This is a genomic window from Heliomicrobium sulfidophilum, assembly GCF_057715735.1.
Window position 1 is genome coordinate 1,914,588 of sequence record NZ_JBVTZZ010000005.1, and the last position, 21,881, is coordinate 1,936,468.

Annotated in this window: 22 protein-coding genes; 12 read left to right on the plus strand and 10 right to left on the minus strand. The window is 51.8% G+C overall.

From position 1 onward, the window contains the following. Positions 1 to 126 precede the first annotated feature (126 nt). The 3 genes from AC0CW1_RS14670 to AC0CW1_RS14680 all read right to left on the minus strand — a co-directional run bounded on the left by AC0CW1_RS14670 (position 127) and on the right by AC0CW1_RS14680 (position 4,851). Positions 127 to 2,202, minus strand: coding sequence for a thioredoxin domain-containing protein (locus AC0CW1_RS14670; RefSeq protein ID WP_488183746.1), 2,076 nt, complete (start codon positions 2,200 to 2,202; stop codon positions 127 to 129). 624 nt (positions 2,203 to 2,826) lie between these two features. Then, positions 2,827 to 3,516 (minus strand): copper amine oxidase N-terminal domain-containing protein, encoded by a 690-nt coding sequence (locus tag AC0CW1_RS14675; RefSeq protein ID WP_488183747.1) that lies wholly within the window; start codon positions 3,514 to 3,516, stop codon positions 2,827 to 2,829. 660 nt (positions 3,517 to 4,176) lie between these two features. Next, positions 4,177 to 4,851, minus strand: a complete 675-nt coding sequence (locus tag AC0CW1_RS14680) for a copper amine oxidase N-terminal domain-containing protein (RefSeq protein ID WP_488183748.1) — start codon at positions 4,849 to 4,851, stop codon at positions 4,177 to 4,179. Between the two features lie 588 nt (positions 4,852 to 5,439). Here AC0CW1_RS14680 and AC0CW1_RS14685 point away from each other — a divergent pair. Beyond that, positions 5,440 to 6,843 (plus strand): helix-turn-helix transcriptional regulator, encoded by a 1,404-nt coding sequence (locus tag AC0CW1_RS14685; RefSeq protein WP_488183749.1) that lies wholly within the window; start codon positions 5,440 to 5,442, stop codon positions 6,841 to 6,843. A 192-nt stretch (positions 6,844 to 7,035) separates the two neighbouring features. On the opposite strand, the gene AC0CW1_RS14690 is transcribed toward AC0CW1_RS14685, so the two are convergent. The 6 genes from AC0CW1_RS14690 to AC0CW1_RS14715 form a co-directional block, all read right to left on the minus strand. Next, on the minus strand, positions 7,036 to 8,520 hold the full coding sequence (locus AC0CW1_RS14690; RefSeq protein ID WP_488183750.1) for a protein adenylyltransferase SelO: 1,485 nt from the start codon (positions 8,518 to 8,520) through the stop codon (positions 7,036 to 7,038). A 72-nt stretch (positions 8,521 to 8,592) separates the two neighbouring features. Next, positions 8,593 to 8,931: a Mu transposase C-terminal domain-containing protein gene (locus tag AC0CW1_RS14695; RefSeq protein WP_488183751.1), complete on the minus strand. Its 339-nt coding sequence runs from the start codon at positions 8,929 to 8,931 to the stop codon at positions 8,593 to 8,595. A 198-nt stretch (positions 8,932 to 9,129) separates the two neighbouring features. Then, positions 9,130 to 9,645: a stalk domain-containing protein gene (locus AC0CW1_RS14700; protein WP_488183752.1), complete on the minus strand. Its 516-nt coding sequence runs from the start codon at positions 9,643 to 9,645 to the stop codon at positions 9,130 to 9,132. A 395-nt stretch (positions 9,646 to 10,040) separates the two neighbouring features. Next, positions 10,041 to 10,268 carry a hypothetical protein gene (locus AC0CW1_RS14705; protein WP_488183753.1) on the minus strand — a complete coding sequence of 76 codons (228 nt, stop codon included), beginning with the start codon at positions 10,266 to 10,268 and terminating at the stop codon, positions 10,041 to 10,043. Continuing rightward, a complete protein-coding gene (locus AC0CW1_RS14710; RefSeq protein ID WP_488183754.1) occupies positions 10,261 to 11,616 on the minus strand; it encodes a DDE-type integrase/transposase/recombinase in 1,356 nt (451 codons plus the stop codon). Before AC0CW1_RS14710 ends, AC0CW1_RS14705 begins: the two co-directional genes overlap by 8 nt. Then, entirely contained in the window at positions 11,594 to 12,058 is a 465-nt protein-coding gene (locus AC0CW1_RS14715; RefSeq protein WP_488184171.1) for a DUF6431 domain-containing protein, read from the minus strand. The genes AC0CW1_RS14710 and AC0CW1_RS14715 overlap by 23 nt, the downstream gene beginning before the upstream one ends. A 292-nt stretch (positions 12,059 to 12,350) precedes the next feature. On the opposite strand from AC0CW1_RS14715, the gene AC0CW1_RS14720 reads away from it, so the two are divergent. From AC0CW1_RS14720 to AC0CW1_RS14745, 6 genes are all read left to right on the plus strand, one after another. Then, a complete protein-coding gene (locus tag AC0CW1_RS14720) occupies positions 12,351 to 13,055 on the plus strand; it encodes a response regulator transcription factor (protein WP_488183755.1) in 705 nt (234 codons plus the stop codon). Then, positions 13,052 to 13,405, plus strand: a complete 354-nt coding sequence (locus AC0CW1_RS14725; RefSeq protein ID WP_488183756.1) for a histidine kinase dimerization/phospho-acceptor domain-containing protein — start codon at positions 13,052 to 13,054, stop codon at positions 13,403 to 13,405. Before AC0CW1_RS14720 ends, AC0CW1_RS14725 begins: the two co-directional genes overlap by 4 nt. Positions 13,406 to 13,493: 88 nt before the next feature. Next, entirely contained in the window at positions 13,494 to 13,886 is a 393-nt protein-coding gene (locus tag AC0CW1_RS14730) for a sensor histidine kinase (RefSeq protein ID WP_488183757.1), read from the plus strand. A gap of 152 nt (positions 13,887 to 14,038) precedes the next feature. Next, a complete protein-coding gene (locus tag AC0CW1_RS14735) occupies positions 14,039 to 14,413 on the plus strand; it encodes an ATP-binding cassette domain-containing protein (protein ID WP_488183758.1) in 375 nt (124 codons plus the stop codon). A 26-nt stretch (positions 14,414 to 14,439) separates the two neighbouring features. Beyond that, positions 14,440 to 15,000 carry an ATP-binding cassette domain-containing protein gene (locus AC0CW1_RS14740; RefSeq protein ID WP_488183759.1) on the plus strand — a complete coding sequence of 187 codons (561 nt, stop codon included), beginning with the start codon at positions 14,440 to 14,442 and terminating at the stop codon, positions 14,998 to 15,000. Further along, positions 14,997 to 15,734, plus strand: a complete 738-nt coding sequence (locus tag AC0CW1_RS14745) for an ABC transporter permease (RefSeq protein ID WP_488183760.1) — start codon at positions 14,997 to 14,999, stop codon at positions 15,732 to 15,734. The genes AC0CW1_RS14740 and AC0CW1_RS14745 overlap by 4 nt, the downstream gene beginning before the upstream one ends. Before the next feature lie 119 nt (positions 15,735 to 15,853). Here AC0CW1_RS14745 and AC0CW1_RS14750 read toward each other — a convergent pair whose 3' ends face one another. Beyond that, positions 15,854 to 16,489, minus strand: a complete 636-nt coding sequence (locus AC0CW1_RS14750; RefSeq protein WP_488183761.1) for a flavodoxin family protein — start codon at positions 16,487 to 16,489, stop codon at positions 15,854 to 15,856. 208 nt (positions 16,490 to 16,697) lie between these two features. Here AC0CW1_RS14750 and AC0CW1_RS14755 point away from each other — a divergent pair, with 208 nt between their 5' ends. From AC0CW1_RS14755 to AC0CW1_RS14775, 5 genes are all read left to right on the plus strand, one after another. Next, complete coding sequence (locus tag AC0CW1_RS14755; RefSeq protein ID WP_488183762.1) at positions 16,698 to 17,027, plus strand: winged helix-turn-helix transcriptional regulator; 330 nt, start codon at positions 16,698 to 16,700, stop codon at positions 17,025 to 17,027. Positions 17,028 to 17,267: 240 nt separating this feature from the next. Beyond that, complete coding sequence (locus AC0CW1_RS14760) at positions 17,268 to 17,519, plus strand: thioredoxin family protein (protein WP_488183763.1); 252 nt, start codon at positions 17,268 to 17,270, stop codon at positions 17,517 to 17,519. Then, positions 17,516 to 18,466, plus strand: coding sequence for a metallophosphoesterase family protein (locus tag AC0CW1_RS14765; RefSeq protein ID WP_488183764.1), 951 nt, complete (start codon positions 17,516 to 17,518; stop codon positions 18,464 to 18,466). Before AC0CW1_RS14760 ends, AC0CW1_RS14765 begins: the two co-directional genes overlap by 4 nt. A 154-nt stretch (positions 18,467 to 18,620) precedes the next feature. Beyond that, positions 18,621 to 20,876, plus strand: coding sequence for a putative bifunctional diguanylate cyclase/phosphodiesterase (locus AC0CW1_RS14770; RefSeq protein WP_488183765.1), 2,256 nt, complete (start codon positions 18,621 to 18,623; stop codon positions 20,874 to 20,876). Positions 20,877 to 21,048: 172 nt separating this feature from the next. Continuing rightward, entirely contained in the window at positions 21,049 to 21,741 is a 693-nt protein-coding gene (locus AC0CW1_RS14775) for a peptidoglycan-binding domain-containing protein (protein WP_488183766.1), read from the plus strand. Positions 21,742 to 21,881: the final 140 nt, after the last annotated feature.

The window sequence follows — 21,881 nt, forward strand, 5'->3', positions numbered from 1 at the left end:
CAAGAAACATCATTTGGTCAAGAATTTGTCGAGATTTTGTGTAAAGTTATTGCAACAATTGCAATGGAAAGCCGGGAGGGAGCGCTTCACGGCGCCGCCTCCCGGCTTTCCAAATCAGATCCGCCGTTACTGGGCCAGGCTCTCCCGAACCTTTCCCAGGTTTGTCGTCGGCGGCTTGCAGGCGAAGTTTTCGCAGATATAGTAGGTGGGACTGTCGCCCTGAGGCGCCATCTTCTCCACGAAGGGAGCCAACTCAGCCAGGTCCTTGTACTCCGGATCGGCCAGCCGGTACAGGAAAACTGTTTCCGGGGCAAAGAGGCTGTGCAGTGATTCCAACTCATGGCGGAAGGTCTCCCGCTTCCGGTTGGCGACAACGACGACCTCCTTGCCCGGGGTGCGGGCGAAGAGGAGGGCCATCAGGGCGAAGGTGTACCCGGCCGGCTGGGCGTTGATGTTGCCGGAAAAGCTCTCTAGGAGTGTCTCCGCCTGCCGGGCGTACTCCTCGCGGCTGGTGATGCGGGCCAGGCGGAGCAGGTTGAGGGCCGAAACGGAGTTGCCCGAAGGGGTGGCGCCGTCGTAGATCTCTTTCGGCCGGGTAAGCAGTTCCTCGCTGTCGCTGCCGTAGAAGAAGAAACCCCCTTGGTCGGTGTCCCAGAAGAGCCGGTTCTGGTCCTCCTGGAGCACCAGCGCCCGCTTCAGCCAAAGCGGGTTCGTGTCGGCCTGGTAGAGTTCGATGAGCGCCCAGATCATGAAGGCGTAATCGTCGATATAGCCCTTGTAGGCTGCTTCGCCGTCACGGTAGCGGGCGAGCAGGCGGCCCTTGTCGTCGCGCAGCTTCTCCCAGACGAAGTCGGCGGCGCTCATGGCGGCGTCGAGGTAGGAGCGGTCGTGGAGGACGCGAAAACCCATGGCCAGGGCGGCGATCATCAGGCCGTTCCAGGCGGTAAGGATCTTTTCGTCTTTAAACGGATGGACCCGTTTTTCCCGGGCGACGAAAAGCTTTTGCTCGGCGTCGGTCAGGATCTTGTGCCAGGTGTCCATGCCCATGGGCGGCGTGAAGGGGCGCTTATCGGCGTCGATACGGTTCAAGATGCTCTTGCCCTCGAAGTTGCCCTTTTCAGTGATGTCATACCACTGGCAGAAGAGCTTGCCCGTCTCCTCGCCGAGGATCTCCCTGACCTCCTGGGGCGTCCAGACATAAAACCTGCCTTCAACGCCTTCCGAATCGGCGTCTTCAGCCGAGTAGAATCCGCCCTCTGGCGAGTGCATGTCCCGGAGCACATAGGCGAAAATCTCCCGGGCCACCTCGGCGTATTCGTCGTTTTCGGTGACCTGATACGCCTCCAGGTAGGCCATGGCCAGTTGGGCATTGTCATAGAGCATTTTTTCGAAGTGAGGGACGAGCCATTTCTCATCGGTCGAGTAGCGGGAAAAGCCGTAGCCCAAGTGGTCGTAAATGCCGCCGGCGTGCATCTGTCGGAGCGTCTTTTCCACCATGGGCAGAGCCTCCGGTGCGTCGGCCAGTTTGTCGCAGCGGAGCAGGAAGAGCAGATTGTGAGGCGTCGGGAACTTGGGGGCATGGCCGAAGCCGCCGTAGATATCGTCAAAGCGCTTTTGGAGCCACTCGTAGCCCTGCATGATGGTCTCATCGCTCAAGCTGCCGGTGTTGTTGGCCTGGATCTCCCGCTGCAGGTGCTGGGTCACCCTGTCGCCGGCGGCGGCCAGCTTGCCTCGGTCATTTTTCCACTGATCGACGAGGGCCTCCAGGATGTCGAGCAAGCCCGCCAACCCCTGCCGGCTGCGCTTGGGGAAGTAGGTGCCGGCAAAAAAGGGCTTTTTGTCGGGTGTCATGATCACCGTCAGCGGCCAGCCGCCATGGCCGGTGATGGACTGGCAGACGGTCATGTAGATATGGTCCACGTCGGGCCGTTCCTCCCGGTCGACCTTGATGGAGACGAAGTGCTCGTTCAGGTAGGCGGCCACTTCCTCGGCCTCGAAGGATTCTCGCTCCATCACATGACACCAATGGCAGGTGGAGTAGCCGATGGAGAGGAAGATGGGCTTGTCCTCCTGCTTCGCTTTGGAGAAGGCTTCGTCGGCCCAGGGATGCCAGTCGACAGGGTTGTAGGCGTGTTGGAGGAGGTAGGGGGACTTTTCGTGGACCAGGCGGTTGGCTTTAGGAGCCTTTTCGGCAATGGTCATGCGACTGACCTCCATTGGTCTGTAATCATCAAAACCTAGTATGCGCAATAAATGCGCTCACATCGGGGACTGCGCCGTTGTTCATGTTCCGCTAAATTCACCCGTTCGGGGGATATATTGTTATTCCTTCCTGATATACGCTTACAGTAAAAATGTAAGGCGAAAGGAAGGGACCGATAGCTACGGGCGGACAGTCTATACGGTGACAGCGCCGGGCAATCTGCTCATCCTCACCAAAATGGATGATAAAAAATATACCCTGGCGCCTAAGACGCTGGGACGCTGGAGAAGTATCAGATTAGAGTGGAAGGGCTGCAGCGGTATGCCTAGCAGTTCTGATAATGGAGGGTTGCTTTTGGAATTTACTCTATTGGCTGTAGACGATGACAGCTTATGAAGTATTCGGAAATATATCATTTCAAGAAGCCCATGGACTAATAACAAGAAGTATTGTTAAACCTTTCGATGTCATTGGATTGCTAGAAGACGTGAAATTCTTTCTTCAAATTCAGTAAAAATATTCTTCACACCGTCAATGTAAACCGAGTAGGTTCTTGCCGTATAAACCCCTTACCTTCAACATAGCGGTAAGGGGTTAGTTAATTTGCGTTATTACGTTACCGCTTAAGGATGACCTCCATGCGTTGGCGCCGCTGACGACGATTGTCTGACACCTTGATAGTTGGGGACATAATCGACTTGTGCGCCCAAGGCTTCCGATACAAAGCGCAAGGGCACAAAAGTTCTTCCATTGACGATGACCGGCGACGCGTCAATATGGACTTGATTGTCGTTGATGCGGGCTTCAGAGGATCCGATTTGCAGCCTAACGGTGCGGTTATTGAAAAGCGCAGGCGGATAGTTGTTCGCAAAGTCGATGCCAGGAATCTTGGGGAATTTACGAACATTTGGCCTTTTGACCTGGGGACGTTGATCGCTCGTTGAAGGGGTTGCGGGCACTGTTATAGCTTTGGCTGGCGGCGTTACCGGTGGCGCAGAGGGAGTGGGGCTTGCCGGCTGGCCACTCAATACATAGGGATTATTCGCTGATCCGTCGCCGGATATGACGTGGATTCCGCCTTTCAAATGCACGGCTGGGCGGACGGCGTTCCATGAATCACTGACGCGATGCCATGTTAAAGTTGAGACGTTGATTTCCTGTGCAAGGCGTAGGCGAGGGACATTTTCGATTCTTTTCCCTTGGGTTATTCCTGTAATGACGGGGTTTACACCAGTATGCTTGATATTGGTTTCGTCGGGTATCACCCAAAGGGGGGATAATTGGCGCCCTGCATGATTACGACGGTTTCCCAATAAGTTCCATGCTGTGTGGCAAAATTCAGTGTTACATTGCTGCCGAACGGAAAAAGTTATTATGCGAAATCCCCCAGGTGGGGGATTTTTTTCATGCATAGAACCGTTATGATTTTTACAAGGACAATGGAACGGGCAATGGAGCGGGAGAGAGACGCTGGTCTGCTTCAGTTGCAACAGACTTTGAGCCCTATCTGACGGTTCGGCCTGTCGATTTCGGTGAACAACAGCGAACCATGAAACAGTGGACAGATCAGCAAAAAGTCCAGGCGAAACTCCCACTGGAAAGGTATATTGCGGAAGAAACAGAAGGAAGACTGACGGTTGTGGACGGGCCTCAATGGGAAAAGTTTTTTCAGGATGTACAGCATACTTTTGCCTACGCGAAACCGGTCGATGGATGGGAGCACAGGATCAATCGCCGTTCTTCCGACGATTCTCGGATATATGGGCTCTTTTTTCGGCAGGATGAGGAACCTTGGACATCATTGACCGGACCGCTGTCGTTGGGGGAAAAGCAGTATTTGCATAGACAACGAACCCCGGACGATTGTAGGTCGTACCGGGGTTTCGCATCCTTCTTTAACAATTTTGAGTTAGGGGGAGTTGGAACCGTTCTCTCTGGAGGAACGGAACGATTTGAAACAAGGGTGTAGGAGATTATTTCTTTGTCCCATTCCATCCGCTCTTCCATGCATTGGAGCTTCCATATCTCCAATTGCCGTTGAAGGACTTCCCGTTTGAAGACAAGGTGAATTGAATGTCTCCTGCGTCATTTGGCGCTGTGTATGATGGGCTTTCTGACCATGTTCCTTTGAGCGTGTTGCCGGTCACAGTGCCTTCGATTTTCCCGTTATCGTGAGTGTAGGTTCCGGTGACATGACTTCCATTTTGGACAAGCGTCAATTCTCCAAAGTCGGTTGACCATTTTCCGGTCCAAGGTGCTGAGGTTGCATTTTGGACAGGAGTCGGGGACGGATTTGTAGCAGAAGTCTGTTTTTGACTCGAACTACTGGTTGGGGAGGAAGGCAAATCTGAAGGCAAATCACCTGCTCTGCACCCATTCACGACAACGGCATTTCGAGCAGGGTCCCATGTAACAGTAGCACCCAGTGCTTCCGCTAAGGCTCGTGCGGGTATCATTGTTCTTCCGTTGATGACTTGTGGAGGCACATCTGATTGAACTTCGCTTCCGTTCACAATCAGTCGAATCCTCTGCGCTGCTTCTCCCCAGTTTTGCGCGTGTGCAACTGGGGGGACTGCCATCCCTGCCACCATTCCTGTCAAAAACAAGGACAAGATTCCCAGCGCAAACCCTTTTGATAGACGTTTCATTTTCATTCGGCTCCTTTCGCAATCCATATAATACCAAGAAAATTAGTGACCCCTTAAGGGCAACTTCATCAAGAATGATACCAATCCCCTCTTTAAATGTTTAAATTATCCAGTCAACAGTCACATTCACCCCGCACACGTTTATGGAAAAATACACCTTGTTTCTACCTTTGCTTCGATAGGCAATCCCACCCTTTCACCCCTTGTCAGCTAAGCAGTAGATAACCCCCACTCCCAGACCCAACGATATAGGTGTAAGGATATCCACCTCGTCGCTTCGCGCATTTCATCTATGATATATCGAAGCGGCACATCTCGATGACGAGAGGCAGGGAGATGGTGAAAGAAAAACAACCTTTCTCTCTCCAAGTTGTTTGAGCTTATTATCTATATATAGAGAACAACCTGTATATCCCCCTTTTGGGGGATATTTTTGGTGTGCTTGGCATGGGCGTTGCCACTAGGGTGAAAGGCCCGAATTAAATATTTCAACGGTGGTCTCAGGGATATTTCCTCCACGAACGGGTCCATTCTTGCTATACTAGGAGTAAAATGTCGGAATAGTGCGTCACTGCTGGAGGGATGGGTGTGACGGAGCGGGAATTGGAACAAAGCTATTGCAGCACCATCAGCGTGGATCTTTATCGAGGGAACTTGGGCAAGCGGGAGGCAGTATTGCGGTTTCTTCAAAGGGCGCTTTCATTGGAAAGTCCAACACGGTTACTGCTCACCAGCCAAGAGGATATGACCTGGTTAAGTGGCGATCGCGACTTTTTGGAGACATGGAAAGCCCTTTTGCATCGAGTGATTGAATCGGGTCACAAGATCGTCATCATCCACAGTTTTGACAGGAGCCTCTCCAGCCTCCTGTTTATCATGGACTATTGGTTGCCGATGCATTTGACCGGTCGATTAGACGGGTATTGTTACAGCGATTTTGCCTTTGACCGTCCCAAAACAACCTTGTTTATCCTTGAACAGCAGGCCTGCATTTTTTCTCGAACTTATGAGGGTGCCGAACACCAGCAAGCCTTTTACTTTACTCAAAAAGATGTCATTAGCATGTTTGAAGAGTCCTTTTGGGCAAAAGTTCGGAGTTGCCTGCCTCTGATGAAGCGGTTGTCGCCATCCCCCCTGGAACGCATGCAGGAGATTGCTGATTTTGATAAAAAGAACGGCACCTGTATCGCTTTTGCACAGACCATGTCGGCATGGACGATGCCTGTTCATATCTACGAAAAAGTCCTTGGCCGTTTGGACATCGACCAGATTGAGTTGAAACGGCGCAGCAACTACCACCGCAAGCGCCATGCCGATTTCATCAGGGCTATGAAAGAGCAGAAATATTCATTGATCTACTATACAGACACGCTGGAAGTAATCGCCCATCGAGGCGGCGTCACATACGGCGGCTGGGAGTTCTTTGAATCGGAAAATATAATCGTCCCTTCAGCGGATTTCTTTGAGCATCTGGTCTACATCAACGACTTGCTGGAGACGAATCCATTATTGGAAATTTCGCTGGTATGCCGGGAAAACCCCGCGTTGAAAATGAAGGATTACGGTTACATCTTAAAAGAAGGCGACCGGGTAGTTCTTACGCCCGGCCGCCGGCAATCGACGACATCTGTCTACTTAGCTTCGGATGAGCCGACAGTGATGCGCGCTGTCAGCCTTTGTCACCAATACCTGCAGCAGAGCATCTCTCCGGAAGACAGAGATGTGAAAACGATGGCGCTCATGTTCCGGCAAGCCGCAACGACTGCGCCCCTCGATCCTTCGTCCTGCTTTTACGGTCTATTGACGGAGCGAGAATATGAGATTGCCTTGATGATCGCCGAAGGACTGACCTCAAAGGAGATCGCTGAAAAAACCTTCATCAGTCTGAATACAGTCAAGAGTCACATCAAAAACATCTACCGCAAAATCGGCGTGAATACGAAAGTAGAACTCACCAAGTTGATCAGCAGCAGCAAAAAGGATTCGGTCTAAACGGTATACAAGGCTCTGCGCCGGAATGTCTGGCGTGGAGTTTTTTCTTTATAATCACCCGTCCATTATGGCGGTGAGACACGCCGGTTCCATGTCTGGCCAGTCCGAGGCAGTGAATGATATCCGTGAGATCCTCATCTCCGTTTAATTGTTTCTCTGGCTGCTGACCAGTTCAGTGGCCTTTTGTGCTTATCAAGTCCCGCAGAAGGTCCTGTAAGGGCCGCAAGATGGTGCAGGCGGTGTGGTGTACTCCGCCTGATCGGGGGTATGCGCGTAGGGCTTCGACAGAGCGTCTAGCAAACGTTCCATGACGCTGTAGTCTTCTTCTTTCACCGCGGCTTCCAGCGCCTCTTCCACCCGGTGGTTGCGAGGAATGACCGCAGGATTGCTCTTTTTCATTAACTGATGGGATGTTGATGTTGCCTTCGGCTCCTGCTGCTGGCTCAGTCTCGCTTGCCATCGCTCATGCCACTCCGTAAATTCCTGCGTTCCAAACAGGGCCGTATCCTCGGCCTTGCCAAAGGTGAATGCGCGGAAGGTGTTCGTATAGTCGGCGCCATGCTTCTGCATCATCTTGAGAAGATCTTCGAAAAGGGACTTATCCTCGGTCTCTTCATTAAAAAGTCCAAGTTTTGCTCTCATGCCCGCGAGCCAATGACGGTGATACAAATGGGCAAACTCCGTAACTGCCTCCTGGGCCAGTTCGACAGCCTGCTCCTGATCGTCATGGAGCAGCGGCAGCAAGGTTTCGGCGAATCGCGCGAGATTCCATCCGGCAATAGAGGGCTGGTTGCCGTAGGCATAGCGTCCTTGAACGTCGATGGAACTGAATACGGTTGCCGGATCATAAGCGTTCATAAAGGCGCATGGACCGTAATCGATGGTTTCTCCGCTGATGGTCATATTGTCCGTGTTCATCACCCCGTGGATAAAGCCAACCAGTTGCCATTTGGCGATCAGCGCGGCCTGTCGACGGATCACTTTCTTGAGCAGCGAGAGATACCGTCCCGCATCGGCGGCGTCCACCTCCGGGAAATGGCGCTTGAGCGTGTAGTCGGCGAGGGTCCGGAGATCATCGATCGTCCCCCATTGCGCCGTGTATTGAAAGGTGCCGACGCGCAGATGACTGGCAGCGACACGAGTCAGAACGGCGCCTGGCAGGGTCGTTTCACGGATGACCGGCTCTCCCGTCGTCACGACCGCCAGGCTGCGGGTCGTCGGAATGCCCAGCCCATGCATCGCTTCACTGATGATGTATTCGCGCAGCATCGGTCCCAGCGCCGCCCGGCCATCTCCCCGGCGAGAGTAGGGCGTCTTGCCGGAACCCTTCAGTTGGATGTCGAACCGCTCGCCCTGGGGTGTGATCTGCTCGCCGAGCAACAGCGCCCGTCCGTCCCCTAACATGGTGAAGTGGCCGAACTGATGCCCCGCATAGGCTTGCGCGAGAGGTACAGCCCCTTCTGGAATCCGGTTGCCGGCAAGCGCTTCTACCCCATGTTCGCTTTGCAGCGCCTCTGCGTTCAAACCCAGGTCCTTTGCTAACGGATGATTGAGAATGACCAGCTTCGGTGAGTGCACAGGGGTTGGATTCACGAGGGAAAAGAATGTTTCTGGCAGGCTGGCGTAGCTGTTGTCCAGGTTCCATCCGGTTTCTGTTATCGTTTTTTCTTTTATCATCTTACCTCCTTATACTTGGCTTTGGTCAAGTCTTCGTAACCTCAGGGCGCCTGTCGACGCATCTGACCAGCCTTATCCCGATAGTCCCAAGGGTAGTATGCGCAATAATGCCCGTTGCTTGGCATGGGCCTCGACAATCGCCCTCATGGCGCCATCGAGGGCGTCGGCAGCGCGATGCTGCCGCTCTTCGACCCGTCTTTCCGCAAACCGCTTCATTTGGTAGGGGTGGGCTTCGCCGCAAAAGACGCCCTCATCATAGACGAGGATGCGGCGCAAGTCATAGGGGTTGTAGCGGACTTCGACCCGCTTGCCCATCACCGCAATGCGCCGCAGAGGCTTGGAATGAAAAATCTTTGCATTGTCGACATAGTATCGCTCCGGGACGCCCTGTTTGAGAATGGCTTTGAGCAAGAAAATGTTATTCTATTAAAAATTAAAGACTACTAAGAGCCCTGCTCCCAGTAGCCTTTTAACGAAAAAGTTAATTCTTCTTCGTGCAAATCATCAGTTGACCCCGAGTCTAATAAATTATTTCACTGTTGTCTTTAGCAATGAATGCTTTTAGAAATGTTAAATATTCTCTTCTATCTTTAGATTTATCAATATTCTTTAATCCGTAATAGCATAACAGTTCAATATTACTTTCCGATTAATACCATCCCAATCCACCGAAACACCATTTAGATATTTAGGTGCGTCGCTAATTGAAACATAAGTAGTACCATCAACGAGCAGAACAGGTTTAGATAGCTGGATATCTTTTTTCGTCTCTGCCGTCTCTGCTTTATTGTCTATAAACACTTCTTTATGGAGAATTGTAGAACCTATTTTGAAAGAATACCGTTCAAAGCCTCGCGGTCCTTCCACTTTGGCGATGATCGTCTGATCCTTTGAATTATAGGCCAGTTGTTCTGGTAAAAATAAAACTCTTATTGGGACCATAACACGCCCGTCAAGAACAAGTGGTTTTTCAGGTAAACTACGATTTTTTTCAGTTGGGTCTTCAATGTCCAGGACATTACGGACAATTCGAATATCAGTATCCATTACGATTGAATCTGCGTGAACTGGTGTCATAAAGACAAACAGCCCTAAACAGGTAAGAGAAGCAAACAGTTTCTTCATGATAATACCTCCCTCAATATATTTCATCTAAGGGTTCAACGCAAACTAAAATTTACCTCCCATTTAATCCCAAAAATTTGAAATATTTTTATTTGGGACGCTAATATGCGAATCAGGTGTACGGCGTTGGTAGTAACGGACGTAGCAGGAATTTACAATTTTTAGGCGAATAGTCTCCCATCAGCACAAAAAGGATGGGGGATTACGACAGATGTATTCGAGCGCAGAAGATCTTCTCCGAAAGATCAACCAAAAGCGGCATGAAGCGTCTAGGCTTTTACTCGAACTGTTACAGCTAAGGTATAACGTCCAGAAATAGACGATGTTAATTGTCCGAAACTTGACGGCTTCACTGTCAAGGCAACACATGCCGGCTCGATGCTGCGATCCCGCCGTCACCGCCTTTCGGAGGGTCTCATACAGACCGTCGCCTGTTGAATCGGCGAATGGTGGTGGTCTTTGCCGGTGCCGCAGTCGCCCGTCACGACGGCGAACAGTTGGCGGCTGGCTGCATACTCGAGTCGTCCCAAGGTCTCTTCCAGCATGATCGAAGAGTACAGTTGCTCCGTCGGAATGTCCCGCGCAAAGGGCGTTTGGGTGAAGCCATAAAAGGATTCAAACACCGTTGTTCCCTTCCTTTCTCACCGTTCGGTAGGAAACAACCGGGGCTTGTCGCGTTTTTCGTTGCTCCTTTTGTTGGGTTGCCGCGGCGAGCAACCGCGATGAGTCGGCGCTCTGCGGGCTGAGGCGCTCCGGCAGTTTCGGCCGTGGGCCGGTGCGCTCGCCAATGACGAGTTGCCGCGCTTTCCACGGCGCATGGTCGGCGTATTCGATGGTCAATTCGGCGATATCGGCCGGATCGTAGATGACATCGACCGTGCAACCGATGAAGGAAAGCCCCACCTCATACTTTCTTCCCTTGAAACTGATGCAGCCGGACTTGTCCACCTTGCGTGATTCACAGTGAAGAAAGGCGTTGGCGACCACATCGGGGTCCAAGAATTTGACCGCCTTCTTGTCACTGCGATAAGCGGTTTCCGGACTGACGTTCCCTGCCAATGCCGAATGGGGCTTGTTCTGGTAACACTCGTCCAGCCACACCCAAAAGAGTTGATTGAGCTTGTCTAATGTGTGGGGCTTCTCCAAGGCGGCTTCCTGCAAAAAGGCGTCCACCGTTCGGTTGAAGCGCTCCACCTTGCCGGTGGACTCCGGCGAATAGGGCTTGGCAAACAGCAAGCGGATGCCCATTTTGGCGCAGGCGCGATGCATCCATTTGGTGCGGTACTGTTTCCCATTGTCAAAGAACACCGCTTCCGGCGCCCCATACTTGAGGATGGCTTGGCGGAAACAATCCTCCACGATCACCTGGTCCAAGGTCGGATAGAACTGCCCATGCAGAACGAAACGGGTGGCGTCATCGAAGAAGGTGACCAGGTAGACTTGTTTCTTCGCCCCGTCGGGGCCGAACGGCAGGTAGGGGCCGTATTTGATGTCCGAATGCCAACGTTGGTTGCGGTGCTTTTGCTGGAACCGCCGCGCCGCCACACCGGTGTTGGCGTACAGTTGCATGTGCCGGGTGCTGTAGCCGCGCTCGGCCAGTTTCTCCTGCAGGGTGCTTCGCTTGAGCTTGCCCGGCTCTGCCTTGCCTTCCCATTCAAGGATCTGGATGATCTGCGCGATGCTGCGCCGGGGAACCTCTCGCCGCAACAAAATGGCTTCTTCCAATAGGGCATGGGGGATCGCTTCTTCGGAGCGCGACCGCCCCTTTCCCTTCGGTTTGAGTCCCGAGAAACCCTTTTCTCTGTACTGGGACAGGTATCGGCGCAGGGTGCGCTCCGATATCCCTGCCTGTTCACAGATTTGCTGTTTCATGAGGCGGGCTCGGGCTGCATCCAATCCCTCCGCCAGCAACGGAGACAGCAACTGCACCCGCTGAGAAGCGATATCCTCAGCCTTCCTTGCGTCTTTCATGTTGAACCAGCCAACCGCAGGCGTCGCCCACATACCGCCAGATCCGTTGGAGCGCGGACTCGGGAAGGCCGGATCGTTCTTCCGCAGAAGCAATGCCAAACCGCATCGCAATGGACAGCAGGCATCCCAAAAAGTGATTGACCATCGCCAGAAACCATCCCCGCCACCGGGCAAGGGTGGATTCGTCTGCCGGCACGGCCAACGCCGCATCACCGGCGATCACTGTTTCGATGCTCCTGCTGCTGTAGCGCTTGTAGGGAACCAGGATGTCTGGAAGCTCATGATGAATCCGCTTGCATACAGCGCATCGACACCGCCGGATGATCAAGGTGATGCGTTCTCCCATGTCTTGATAGCACTTCCTTCGACGGCTTCCGATCCCGTTCAGTGCTCCATTACAACAGGGACAGGGAATCTGCTCCGCGCTCCTTACAAAAAACACCCTTTTCGGGGTGTTCAATCAACGTAAAGTCTGCTACAATAATCATGCTTTTTTGTGTGGACGCCCTTGGTGCTACTTGCAGGTAGTACCTTAACAGGGGCGTCTTTTTCCTTTCAATTTCATTGGTTATGGTCATTATATCCAGCAACTCTCGGTCAGGCAATCCCAGCAGCTTTTGGGCATTTTAGGCCAGCGTAAACATTCGACGCTCAAAACCACCGGCTGGATGGAAAAACTGGAAAATGATAAAGTCACATAGAATTCTTTAAATGAGTTTCAAAAGGGGATTTCCATGAGAAAAATTCTAATCGTCGAAGACGAAATCGATGTAGCCAAACTGGTGGCCGATCAGCTAAAAAGCGAAGGTTTTCAGGTTCAGTTGGCTCATGATGGAAAGAGCGCCATCGATTCCATCGATGCGGATGAATTCAATTTGTATATTTTGGATATCATGCTTCCGGACATAGATGGCAGTGAGGTATTGCAATATATTCGTCGGAAAACATCCAAACCTGTGATCATGTTAACGGCAAAAGATAATGATATGGATAAAGTTGTCAACTTTACTCTCGGAGCCGATGACTACATTGTAAAGCCTTTCAGCCTAATCGAATTGACGGCTCGGGTAAAAGCAGTTTTGCGACGAACAGAGGGAAACCATCAAATCACCGAAAAACAGGTGGGAAAGGAAACCATTCTTCACTGTGGCTCCTTGGAAATCAATTGTGATACTACTGAAGTAAAAGTAAAGGGCAACGTGATCTCATTAAAAGCCAAAGAATTCACCCTGTTGAAATATTTGGCTGAGCGTCCGAATCGAGTGGTAACGATCGCGCAGATTTACGAAAATGTGTGGGAAAAAGAGTTTATTCATGACGACAATACCGTCATGGTTCACATCTCTCGACTGAGATACAAAATCGAAGAGGATCCCGCTAACCCGCAGCGACTGCAGACCGTTCGCGGATTAGGGTATCGATTGGTGTGTGGGAAATGAACCTATACGTATGGGCTGCTGTTGTCTTTATCATCTTCTTGGGAACGGTCATTGTGTTTATGGCCGTTGTTTATCAAGAAGTCAGGCGTATGCAACGGTTGTTGGCGGAAGCGATTCAGGGAAATCGACAAGTACGCTTTTATTCGCGCCTTTCGTTGCTTCATCCCATCGCAGCGCAAGTCAATATCCTTCTCCAACAACTGCATATACAAGAGAGCAACAAGCGTAGGGACGATGAACAGCGCAGGCAATTTATCACCGCCATCACCCATGACCTGCGAACCCCGTTGGCATCTGTATTGGGGTATCTCGAAGCGGTGCACAAAGGGCTGACTGACGAATCCCGATAAGAAAGACGAATATATTGAAACGGCTTACCATAAAGGGCTGACGTTACTCAATACCCTGAACCGTTTCTTTGAGTGGGCCAAGCTGGACTTGCATCAAGAGCAAATTTATCCCCGAACCATCAATCTTGCAGAAACCCACCGTGAAGTGCTGATAGAATTTTTGCCATTGCTGGAATCGAGAGGAACTCAACTGATGGCGGAAATTCCGCTGGTGGTCCATGTGACCATTGATCCGGACACGGTTGCAAGGGTGATTCGAAACCTTATCCAAAATGCCATCGATCATGCCCTTGACGTGACCATGATACGTGTGAGCTTGGACGCAAATAAAAGACGGACGGTTATTGAAGACAACGGGAAAGGGAAAACCGAAATCGATGATGATATCTTTGAGCCCTTTCAACGGCAACGAAAGTCCAAAGGCCTTGGATTGGGATTGGCGATTTCCCGGCAAGCAACTTCTGCGCATGCAAAAGGGTAACTTGTATGTAGAACCTTCCGGGGAGGGAGGCCTTTCTTTTATCATCCAATGGCCTTCCGCATAGACCGATCAATTTAAGGCAGGGTTAAGGTCAGAGAAACGTCTCTGTAAACTTCCTCGGATATACTTTTATCCAAGGGAGGGAGAAAGACATGCAACAGAGGACACCAATTTTAGAAGTCTCGAATCTGGGCAAAGTTTACAACGGAACCTGGGCGGTCAAAGGCTTGAATTTATCCGTGAGGACCGGCGAGATATACGGTTTTTTAGGGAGAAACGGTGCAGGGAAAACGACGACGATACGGATGATCATGGGCCTGATTCGCCCATCTCAGGGTCAGATTCGACTTTTTGGCCGCCCCAAGGAATCCTTCGGGCAAGACATGTTTCGCCGCATTGGTTCCATGATTGAGTATCCGGGGTTCTATACCCACTTAACGGCACGAGAAAACCTTCTCTATAACGCGAGAATGATTGGCCTGCCGAATCTGAAGGCCATTGACGAGATTCTTTCTTTTATGCTATAAAGCCCCCTAATTGTATTTGAGCTTATATGGGGCTGGGGCAGGCTGCCGATAAACAGGTCAATCAGTTCTCGTTAGGAATGAAACAACGATTGGGTATCGCCAGGGCATTACTGCATGAACCGGAATTGCTCATTCTCGATGAACCGACGAATGGACTCGATCCGGCCGGGATTCGAGAAATTCGCCACATCATTCGAGATTTGAGTAAGTATCGAAATATCACCATCTTTGTCTCGAGCCATATTCTTCCGGAAATTGAGCAATTGGCCGATCGGGTCGGCATCATTCATCAAGGTCAATTGGTCGAAGAGATCGCCATGGATGAATTGGAGCGGAAGGGGAAGCAGTATCTCACGGTGAAATCATCGAATCCACATCGTGCAGTACAGATATTGGAAGAAAAACTTCGGATTCAACAGCTTCGTTTGCTTGACAACGGTGAAATCCAGGTCTTTGAGCAGCTAGAACAACCACACATAATGAACCGAGTTCTGGTCGAAGCAGGGCTCGATGTATTTCATTTATCCGTTCAAAAAGAGACCTTGGAGGATCGCTTCATGCGTCTGACAGGAGGGGAGACAAGATGATCTTAAGCATCCGATTAGAAATGACGAAATGGAAACGTTCCCGAATGGTATGGATGACGTTCCTTGGCTCGGTTGTCGCTCCCTTTTTCGCGCTCCTCTCGTCTCTCCAGACGATGAATCAGACCCAACAGTTCAAAAGCTGGGATGAACTCTTTGCGGTTGCTTTTCAGATTAACCATCTGTTGTTCTACCCCTTTATTTTCGGAGCAGTGGCTTCCTATGTTTTTGTACAGGAATATCAAGGCGGGGCCATTATCAACCTCTTCACATTGCCTGTAAGCCGCGCCAGGATCATTTTATCAAAGATAATCACCGTATTTTTGTTTGTGATGCTGTTATCGTCGGTGTCGACGGCGGTGACATTTCTTTTTGGGTGGAAGGCCACATCGACACCCTTGGATTGGAACCATTTTATTCGCAATTTTCAACTGGCCATGGAAACGACGCTCATGCAATTTATGCTGGTTCCAATCATCATTTGCATTGGCTTATGGACCAAGCATTTTGTTCCACCGCTGGTGGGTGCAGGTCTTTTTGTGGTGCTGAACTTCGTATCTTTTGTATCCAGCAGTGTGGGACCATTCATTCCGACCGCCATTCCTGCCTTTGTCGTTTTACAACATGTCGGTTGGAATCAGTTTTTCATTCCCTTTGTTTGGACCATGCTGATCCCCCTATTCGTCCTATTTACAGGTATTTCATTCTATATTGTGATGACCAGGGATGTGACCTAACTGGAATTCGGAAAAACGGGGTATAGAAGGATGCAAAATGGGCGTGACACCAGTGGGTGTTCACGCCCATGATTTCGTGCAAGTACAGCAAGCACATGCGCGATACCGCAGAAACCTTCTCAACGGATAAAGTTCGTAAAGTGCTTGCTCTCTTTAGCTGGCTTTTCAACCAAGGGACTGCCTTTTTCGATGACTTTCAAAAGCCAAGCCATATTCTTGCCCAGAATGCGCATGATCTGCAGGCCTTCCTCGTCTTGCAACACTTCTCCAGGACGGGTTCCATGGATGACATTCCAATAATTCGACGTGGCCATAATCATTTCTGAATAAGCTAAGTAGTTGTTGAGTTGCTCAAAGGTAGTAACGCCGCCGGAGCGACGAACGGCCACGACAGAGGCGCCTACTTTATGGCGCAACATGGATTGATTCACAGAAGCCACATAGAAAGCCCTGTCTAAAAAGGACTTCATGGTTCCCCCGATGGCGGAGTAATGAACAGGCGAACCCAAAAGGATGCCATCGGCGTCTTTCATTTTCTGGATCCATGTGTTGACGTCATCGTTTGTGATCAGGCATTGTTCGTTTTGCTTTCTTGCGCAACCATTGCAAGCAAGGCAACCGCGAACCACCTTATCACCGACATGAACGATGTCGACGGTGATGCCTTCTTGTTCAAGTGTTTCTGCCACGATCTTCAAGGCATGATAGGTATTGCCGTTCTTCTTGGGGCTCCCGTTAAAAGCGACAACATGCATTGATAAGCCAGTCCTTCCAACTGTATTTTCTCGGCTATTTCCTCGTAGGGCCTTTCTTGTGTAAAATATATAGCACAGGAAAAGCGGAAACAAGAACGCACTTTTTGCTCAGATGACTAACGGAAAAGTAAGATTTGAAAGACTGTCCGCTGATAGACCGCGACAGCGGTATCGAGATAACATGGAAATGAAATGGAGTGAAGGCCCGTTGATCGGGTATAAGGGCAAGAAGTTTGTTTGCCACCTCGACCTTGGGATGGAGTTCATCCGCGGAAAATGGAAGCCTGTCATCTTATGTCATCTCCAGGACGGCCCCAAACGATTCTTGGAGCTTCAAAAGATTACGGCTGGAATCAGTCAGAAAGTACTGAATGAGAAGTTGCGCGAGTTGGAACAGGATGGCCTGATCTGTAAAAAGGTCTATGCAGAAGTCCCGCCGAGAGTGGAGTTCGAATTAAGCGAAAAAGGGGCAGAGCTTTTTCAAGCATTGGACATGATCCAAAAATGGTCGCGCAAGCATTTTACTGCAATTGATTGAGTGGCCCGAAATAGTTCAACCTATGGACGAACGTGTTAACAGAGAGACGAAAAACAGGAACCGGGGCACTGGATCCGGTAACGCCGGCTATCTTTGGTGTAAAACCGATCGACTGCGGCCATGCTTGGATGGACAGATGCAAAGCGCAAAGAAGCGTAACCATTTTTTAACCTTCTCTTTATTGACTTCCTCCTCCGCATATTCGACGATAGAAGCAAACAGATGGCGGGAGGAAATGAAATGCTAGAAGTGAAGATCCTCGGACAAAAGTGCGCAAACTGTAAAAAAATGACATCTCTTGTAGAGAGAGTTCTGCCGGCGTTAGGCATAGAATATACGCTTGAGCAGATTTATGATTTCCCGGAAGTCATGAAGTACGGCTTTGTCACGATCCCGGTGCTGATGATCAACGAAGAAGTAATTGCTCTTGGTCAAGTTCCCAGTGAAGAAACCTTCATCGAAAAAATTAACGCTATGGTGGGAAGCAAGTGAAAATCGCTGTTATCGCCGATATCCACGCCAACGACGAAGCCCTTAACGCCGTCTTGCGCGATATGGATTCGCAACAACCAGACCTGGTGCTCTGCGCTGGAGACCTCATTGGGTATGGTCCTCAGCCCAATGAGGTGGTGGAGCGGCTTGCCGACTTGAAGATCCCTTCGGTGATGGGCAACTATGACGATGCCGTGGCGAATACCCGCATGATCTGCGGATGTGACTACACGTCGGAAACAGCCCAAGCCATCGGCGAATTCTCTATTCGTTTCACCGCAGAAAAACTGGAAGAAAAGAACAGGGCTCGTCTGCGCAGCCTGCCTTACCACCTGTTCTACCGGATCGCCAGCGGCAAGGCCGCGCCAAAGACGAGTGGGGACGAGAAAGGACTGAACCAGGCAGAAGCCCCCCTCCGTCTCAGGTCGGAGATTATAGCGTCGCTGTCGCCGGAATCGCTCCCCGGCCTCTACCCCATATATGAACCGGCCTTTGATTATATGGATGATGCCGATCCGAAGATCCAGTCCTACCGTGAGGCTGTGGAACAGTACGTCAGCCCGCAAAAACCTCCTTCTGGGGAATGGCTCCTTCATGTCTTTCACGGCTCGCCCCGTCGGCTCAATGAATACCTGCGGATGAGCACCCCGCTGGAAGAACTGCGAGAACTGGTGCGACTCACCCCGGCCAATGTCATGATCTGTGGCCATTCCCATCAGACCTTCCATAAACTTGTCGACGGCGTTCACGTCATCAATGTGGGGAGCGTCGGCAAGCCGAAACAGGGGAACCCTAACGCTGCCTATGCGCTCATCCACCTTGATGACACTGTCACCGTCACCTTCCGGGAAGTCGCTTATGACGTAGACCGGGTCATCGGCCAGATGGAACGCTACGGGCACCCGCAGGCATTGATCGATATCATTCGGACGGGGATCGATGGATAAGAAGCTGTCCTGGAACTACACCCGATAAAACAAACAACGGAGGGCAACCGATGAAGTGCTCTCCGTTTTCCTTTCCACTCGATAAATAAGGGTGTGCTATAATGAAGCAGAGTGTCACGTCCTGCCTAAACCATTGAGACCGGAGAGGAACGGTATGACTTTCAACAGCAACGCAGTGGACGCAAAGGAAATTGACTTAGAAAAGGCCTTGCAAAAACAAGAACGGTTGCTCCACGGCGTAACCTGCGCCGCCAATCGGTTGTTGACGCGCAATTCCTTCGAGGAAGCGATCGAGGATACCCTTGCCATACTCGGCCGGGCCGTGGATGTGGACCGGGTGTATCTCTTCGAAAACACCTGGCGCCCAGAAGAGGGAGAATGGCAGATGAGCCACCGGCACGAGTGGTGCCGCGAACCTGCCCATGCCTGTCCCCATCGCCCCGATTTGCAAAACCGTTCTTACCGGGGCAGCGGTTTTCAACGGTGGCTGGACATCTTCCTCAAGGGGGGCATCGTCTGCGGCCTTGTTACGGACTTTCCTGCATCGGAACAACTCCCTCTCCAAAGGCACAACAAGATCCTTTCTCTGATCGCCGTGCCCATTTTTACGGACGAGCGGTTATGGGGATTTATCGGCTTTGATGAGTCCCGCACGCCCAGGCAGTGGACCCAGCAGGAAGAATCGGCTCTTTTCACCGTCGCCTACAGTCTCGGCGGCGCCATCAAACACCAGCAAACCTTAGAGGCGTTGAACCGCAACGAACAGCGTCTGCGCGCGATTTTGAACAACACCCGGGAAATCATCTATACCCTCTCCTTGGATGGACGTTTGACCTTCGTGTCTCCGAGCAGCACCAATCCATTGGGCTACTCGGCCGAGCATTGGGAGAACCAACCTGTCGAGCGGTTTCTCCACCCTGGCGACTGGGCGACTGCCCAGGCGTTTCAGCAACAGGTTTTAACTGGCGAAGGGGGCAACGAGGGGATGGAGTGTCGCCTGCTTACGCCGGACGGCGGCTCGCGGTGGCACCATGCCAGCCTGTCGGTTGTGCGCAATGCTCAGGGGGAACCGTTGTACCTCGTCGGCGTGGCCCAGGATATTCATGAGCAGAAAAGTGCGGAAGAGCGGCTCAAGCACATGGCCAGCCATGATTTTCTGACGGGCATCCCCAACCGCTATCATCTGGAGATGGCCCTTGCCCGGACGATTCAGGCGTCAACACCGGAGCGCACCGCGGCGTTGCTCTTCGTCGATATCGATAACTTCAACGTGATCAACGACCTGCTCGGCCATGACGTAGGGGACCGCTTATTGATCGCCCTGGCCAAAGTGCTTCGCCGGAAAGTCAGTCCTCCGAACGTGGTCGCTCGACTCGGCGGCGATGAGTTTGCTGTGCTGCTGGTAGATTCGGATGAGGCCGCCGCCTGTCAAGTGGCCGACGAATTGAACCGCTGGGACCAGGAGGATGGCGCCATGCCGGTGCTCTTTGGTCAGGGGTTGCGCTTGACGACCAGTGTGGGCATTGTCCCTATCGACGGCGCTATGAGTCCCCAGCAGGTTCTCGCCCGCGCCGGTAGCACCATCCACCTGGCGAAATCGATGGGACGGGGCCGGCGACTGATTGCCCGGGCCGATGAGCAAGGCTTGACTCGCCTGGAAAAGACGCAACAGATCATTGAATTGCTCAAAGATGCTGCCGAGGAGGGGCGGTTTTCCCTCTTTTTTATGCCTATCGTCAACATTGCGGAGGGTTCAATCCGCCATTATGAGGCGCTGCTTCGCCTCTCTGACCGTCATGGTCATTGGATCTCCCCCGGCGAGTTCATCCCGGTGGCGGAGAACTTTGGCCTGATGATCGATATTGACCGCTGGGTTGTCCAGGAGGCGCTACGGTTTCTCCAGGCCCATCCGCAACTGGAACTGTATATCAACATCTCCGGGGAAAGCCTCGGCGACATGGAACTGCTCCAATTCATAGCAGATGCCATTCGGTCCAGCGGCGTCGCGCCGGAGCGACTCGGCTTCGAGATCACCGAGACCGCCGTTGTCCGAGACCTGATGAAAGCTCAGCAATGGGTCTGTGAGCTAAAGCAACTGGGATGTCCCTTTGCCATCGACGACTTCGGAAACGGCTACTCCTCTTTTTCTTACCTCTTCCGATTGCCTGTGGACTACATCAAAATTGACGGCGCCTATGTGCGGGCCATCGAGGAGAATCCGGAAAACATGGCCCTTGTCAAAGGGATCAACGATTTGGTCCATTCCCTAGGCAAACGGACGATCGCCGAGTATGTGGAGAATGAGCAGATCTGGAGACGGCTGAAGGCCATGGGCATCGAATGCGGCCAAGGTTATTACTGGGGCGCGCCCAAACCTGCCGCAGAGAGCATTGATTTTAACGATTGGTGAATAAGCTGATGTATAGAAGAAGGGTGTAACCGTATCGCCGGTTGCTCCCTTTTTTATTGTGAGTAGAGTGGATGATTGGAAATGATGCAAGTATTTATGTCAACAAAAAGACTCGCTTACTTTGTATAATAATGCATAGGTTCGCGTCTGTTTATATTTTGGAGGTGTAACGATGAATCGCCGTCATTTTTTAGGAGGGGCGCTGGCCGTCCTCGCGACGCTTCCCTTTGGTTCCCTGACGGCGCATGCGGCAACGCCTCAGTTTGGCTCGCGGGAACTCTACTGGGGTGTTACCGGCGCTGATGTGCAACAACTGCAAGGGTATCTCAAAGACATGGACTATTTTGCCGATGAACTAACCGGCTATTTCGGGGATGCTACGTCCAAGGCGGTCAAACGGTTTCAGGCAGACCGCAAGCTGCTCGTGGACGGCGTGGTGGGTCCGCAATCCTACAAAGCCCTCCGCCCGCAACTGCTCGATTGGTTCAATTCGGTCATCTTTCTTCTGCCGGTCGGCGTGACCGCCAGGGTGACGGATCCCATCACCGGTCTCTCCTACAGGATCAAACGGACCGGCGGCGTCAAGCACGCCGATGTGGAACCGGTCACCGCCTGGGACACATCGGTTATGAAGCGGATCTACGGCGGCGTCTGGAGTTGGAACCGCAAGCCTGTCGTTGTCACTGTGAAAGGATGGCGGATCGCCGCTTCCGTCAACGGCATGCCCCACGGCTATGACACGATTTCCTCCAACAACATGCAAGGGCAGACTTGCATCCACTTCTTGAACAGCCGGACCCACGAAGGTGACCGCCTCGACGCCGATCACCAGGCGGCCGTGCGCAAGGCGGCCATGTACCTCTAAAAAATAGATGATTTGATGAAGGGAAAGGCATGAACGCCTTTCCCTTGGCCGATCTGTGGCATTGTTATGTTTCAGTGAGAACAGGGCCGTTGTATCAACAGGCGATTGCTCATGCATGGCAGGATGGGTCGGGCCAGGTG